This is a genomic window from Faecalibacterium sp. An192, assembly GCF_002160175.1.
Classification (GTDB): Bacteria; Bacillota; Clostridia; order Oscillospirales; family Ruminococcaceae; genus Faecalibacterium.
Genome location: NZ_NFKB01000096.1, coordinates 1 through 4462, shown reverse-complemented (window position 1 = coordinate 4462; position 4462 = coordinate 1). Strand labels below are relative to the sequence as shown.

The following is a 4462-nucleotide window of genomic DNA, read 5'->3' as shown; positions in this document are numbered from 1 at the left end:
CCCTTTTGGGGTAAGACGGGGAAGGATAGGCTGCGGCTATTGCCACATGATGCTTTAACCTATTACTTGCTTACAGTAACGTTTATACCGCCCCTACGGGCGCACTGGGTTTGATCCAGAAGCGTGTCTCGCCGCTGCCGGAGCCGCCCACAATCAGCACGTTCTTGTTCCGGGCAGTTTTGGGGTCCTTCGGGCGACTGTTCATGGTCAGACACTCGGTCTTTGTGAGAATCACATTGTTCTGAAATACCGGGTCAGTGTAAGGTTCGATATCTGCATGGGTTCCCCAGCGGGCCGAACCATATTCGCTGCCATGGCGGTACTTCTTGGCGTTCTTGCCCTTGAGGTAGACCACCAAACGCAGACCAGCGCCACAGCATAGGCCCACCAGCAGGTCCAGAGGGTGAACGCTGGGGATAATCCGCCCCAGTGCGTCCGGGAGAACGTTCAACAGAGACTGCATCTTCTCGGAGATATTGGCACCCGCTGCCATTCTCCATGCCCAGCCCAAGTTGGTGGTGTAGAGACCGGTCAGAATATAGGGCAGATTGAGCAGGATTAAGCGTTTTGTGTTCTGGTTCATCGGTCGGCACGCTCCTGTCTCTTTTCCTTCATTTTGCCAGGCAGCAACTCAGCAGCCAGGGCCTTGAACTGCTCCAAACGCTCCAGAACGCTGGGGCGTTTTTCTTTGTTGACCAGCTTGGCGGAGTAGTCCTTGAAAGCTGCGGTCAGGGTATCGGCGTCCCGCGCCTTGAAGAAAACCACATACCGCGGCGGGGTGTCGTGGTTCTTGGTGATAGCGTAGTCCACGCCGTACTTGTCCAAAATCCGCTTGAAGTCCCGGATGCCGGTTTTCTCAATCTCGATGTTGGTGGCCCCCTGATCCTGCCGCAGCAGCTGCTTGACGCTCTGTTTGCCCACCGGCTTGCTGTGCGCCTTGCCTGCCCTCCACTGCAAAAATTTACGCGCCGCCGCCAGAAGTGTCCTCCCTGTCAGTTTGGTGGTGCTGATGGCAAAGTTGATCGTTCTGTTCTCTATATCTTCCTGCATGAGCTTCACCATCCTTTCCGGCCTGCAGCAGAACTGCGGTCAGGAACCCAAACCAGGTTCCCGCCGTAAAATGTGCCATTCCCGCCCACATGGTCAGTCCAGACGGATGCCGGTAAAGCTGTCCGGGCCGGTCATCAGGATAACGGTGCGATCTTCCAGGAACTCGGCCACCTGGTAAAGATCGTCCACCGTGAGGGATACTGTATACCCCTTTTCATCAATTCTGAAAAAGATCATGGGGCCGGTCAGGTAGTATTCCTCGCCGATTCGCATAACCTGCTCCGGGCAGTAGCTCATCATAACAGGCATATCCTTGATCCCGTAGAGCATATCGGTTTCATCGAAGCAGGGCAGAATGTCCGGGGCATCTGCCAGACGGATGACCGACAGGGGCAGATCGGGAGCTGCGGCGGCCAGATAGGGCTGGGGTTCTGCCTTTGCCAAGGGCGGACCTTCCAGGCATTCCTTCAGCATTTTCTCCATGGCACAGACCTTCTCGTAAATCTGCCGGGTAGTGATGGTGGTTGCGGTTTTCTTGTTTGCCATAGGCATTACCTCCAAATTTTTGTGTTGTGTTCTGTTTGTTCTGCCAGCCGGTCAGCGTTCCTGACCGCGCTGGCGCTTCTTTTGCCACTGTTCCAGGAGCTTCAGGATGGTTTCCTCCATCTGCCGCGGGGTGTAAGACTTGGGAAAATACTTTTTCAGCACATCGTTTTTGATGGTCACGCGATCCATTTCGGCCTTCTTTTCTTCGCCCATGATGTCAAAGATGGCCTCATAGCTGCACTTTCCAGCCTGGCTCAGTTTTTTGATCCGCTGAGCCTGGGACAGGGAAGGCGCATTCTGGGTGTCCTGCATGGCCTCAAAAAAATCCCGCTGTTCGGAGACCGTCAGGTACGACAGTTCCACAGCGGGATTGAAGGATATTTTCTTTTGGTCTACCAGTTCCAGCAGTTCGGGGATCAGGTTGGTGAGACGTATGAAGCGCTGGACTGTTTTATATCCCTCTCCTGCATCCTCGGCCACTTTTTCGATGGAAAGTTTTGACTTCTGGACAATTTGTCCAGAAGTTAAATCCGACCTAGCACCTTGCTTTTTTATGGCTTCCAGCTTCATTTTGTACGCAAAAGCCCGCTCACTGGGGAGGATGCTCTCGCGCTGCAAATTGCTGTCCACCATCTGAATCACCGCCTGGTCATCATCCATGTTGCGGACAATCACCGGCAGGGTTTTCAGCCCTGCCAGCTCGGCAGCGTGCTGCCGCCTGTGGCCCGAAATAATCTCATAGCCTCCTTCCTCCCGCGGTCGGACAATGAGCGGGGCCAATACGCCAAACTGAGCCACGCTTTCCACCGTCCGCTGCATGGCTTCATCGTCCAGCACCTTGAAGGGGTGGTCTTTGAAGGGATGCAGGTCTGCGATGGGGATTTGCTGAATCTGCTCGGTCTGGCGGCTTTCCTCAGTCGAAAAAATGTCATCGTAACTGGTCAAGCTGATGTTTGCGCCGTTTTTCGACATTTTGCACAACCTCCTTCGTCAATGCCCGGTAGGCTTCCGCCACCTTTCCCTTGGGATCGTGGGCAAAGATGCTTTTGCCCTCGGCGCTGGTTTCTGCTGCCCGCACTGAGCGGGGTATTCCCTGGGCAAAAACCTTGATTTTGCTGCCGTAGGCCTGCCGAATCAGTGCTTCGATCTCCTTTCCGTAGTTGGTTCGGCTGTCGGTTATGGTCATAAGGATGCCTTCAATCCGCAATCGCGGATTGATCTGCCGCCGCACCTTGCTAATAGTCTGCAAAAGCTGCTCCAGACCCTTGGCGGGCAGATATTGTGCCTGTACCGGGATCAGGGCACTATCTGCTGCGGCCAAAGCGTTAATGGCCTAATGTCCGCAGGACATGGATGCCAATCCGCGCAAAGTGCGCACATCTGGCCACAGGAGCGCAGCGACTATGGTGAGCATACCGAGACTGGGGGTACAGTCCAGCAGGATGAAATCATAGGACCGTTTTGCGCTTTCCAGCACCTGCTTCAAGACCTTTTCCCGGCTCATGGCATTCACAAGGCCCACTTCCATCCCGGCCAGCTCGATGCTGGACGGGATCAGGTCCACACCCTCTGCGTGATGGAGAATTCCTTCTCCCGGCTGGATGGGCTTATCCTCCAGCACTTTGCCCATGAGGGTAGCAAGAGTTGTGTCCAGTTCATCCGGTTTGGGCCATCCCATGCTGATGGTAAGAGAACTTTGAGGGTCGTTGTCCACCAGCAGAACCTTTTTGCCCTCCATAGCAAGACCCACCCCCAGATTTTCGCAGGTCGTGGTCTTGCCGGTGCCGCCTTTCTGGTTGGTTATGGCGATTACGGTTGCTTTTTGGGCCAAATTATCACCCCCCTTCACACCGGCAGGTACCGGTTACTTTGCGTTCAAGTCGTGCTGCACCCGGGCCGCATAACTATTGTGCATGGTCATGGGTGCATTGTAGAGTGAAGCCAGCAGATACTGCCGCATATTCCGCACCTGGGTGGTGTTCTCTTTCAAACACATCAGGACAAACCGGATATGGTCGCTGTTCAGCTTCATCAGCTGGCCTTTCACTACCTCAAAGGGCTTGTCATCCCCGGCAATGCGGATCATCTTCCTATGGCTGCACACGGTATCCACCAGCAGCTCCTGCATTTCCCGCAGCATATCCTCATCTTCGGGATTGGCCTCCATCAGAGCATCGAGGCCCAGTTCCTGAGAAAAATAATCCTGATACAGGGCGCGGTCATCTTTCCCTTCGGATTCCATTCCGGCGTCCGCGCCGGAAAAGAAGGGATCAGTCTCGCTCATCTCAGTCTTATTCTGATTCGTCTTAGTACCGTGTCCTTTTGACACCTCTTGCCGTGTGGAAATGACACCACTGGACGTGTCGTTTTGACACTTCTGGAAGTGGCTTTCCGACACTTCTGTAAAGTTTTTCACATAAATCAGATTGGGCCTCCCCAGGCCCTGCCTCCTGCGCTCGATCAGACCGGCCTTTTCTTCCAGCTCCCGCAGCAGACCCACCGCTTTCTTGTTGCCGCAAGCCAGGCTCTCCATAATTTCCTCAACGGTAAAGATGATGTACACCCGGCCGGTGCTGTCCAGCCAGCCGTTCTTCACCGACAGGCTCATCCTGTCCAACAGCAGGCCGTACAGAATCTTGGCCTCTGCCGAAATCCCGCGGAACCGCGGGTCGGCAAAGAGGATTTTGGGCAGCCGATAGAAAGAAAACAGGTCAGCCTGTCCGCCAGTGAAGTAGTTCGCCATGATGGTTCTCCTTTCTTAGAGCAACCCCATAAAATATCAACAATAACCGGCACAAGCAAACCAGTTACGACAGTCCGAAGAAGTAACGGCAGCAAACGCCTGGTATAAAGCAAGGTCCAAGTC

General features: G+C 54.4%; 4 protein-coding genes and 2 pseudogenes. All 6 read right to left on the bottom strand.

The annotated features are described in order from the left end of the window. Positions 1 to 106: 106 nt before the first annotated feature. Positions 107 to 583: pseudogene (locus B5F27_RS15730) on the bottom strand (type IV secretory system conjugative DNA transfer family protein); the annotation flags it as partial. Next, a complete protein-coding gene (locus B5F27_RS15725; RefSeq protein ID WP_087369000.1) occupies positions 580 to 1050 on the bottom strand; it encodes a PcfB family protein in 471 nt (156 codons plus the stop codon). The pseudogene B5F27_RS15730 and the gene B5F27_RS15725, both read right to left, overlap by 4 nt. Positions 1051 to 1143: 93 nt before the next feature. Next, positions 1144 to 1596 (bottom strand): hypothetical protein, encoded by a 453-nt coding sequence (locus B5F27_RS15720; RefSeq protein WP_087368999.1) that lies wholly within the window; start codon positions 1594 to 1596, stop codon positions 1144 to 1146. 51 nt (positions 1597 to 1647) lie between these two features. Beyond that, positions 1648 to 2568, bottom strand: coding sequence for a ParB/RepB/Spo0J family partition protein (locus tag B5F27_RS15715; RefSeq protein ID WP_087368998.1), 921 nt, complete (start codon positions 2566 to 2568; stop codon positions 1648 to 1650). Beyond that, positions 2525 to 3427: pseudogene (locus B5F27_RS15710) on the bottom strand (ParA family protein). The gene B5F27_RS15715 and the pseudogene B5F27_RS15710 overlap by 44 nt, the downstream one beginning before the upstream one ends. Positions 3428 to 3460: 33 nt before the next feature. Further along, positions 3461 to 4339, bottom strand: coding sequence for a DUF6017 domain-containing protein (locus B5F27_RS15705; protein ID WP_343214656.1), 879 nt, complete (start codon positions 4337 to 4339; stop codon positions 3461 to 3463). Positions 4340 to 4462: the final 123 nt, after the last annotated feature.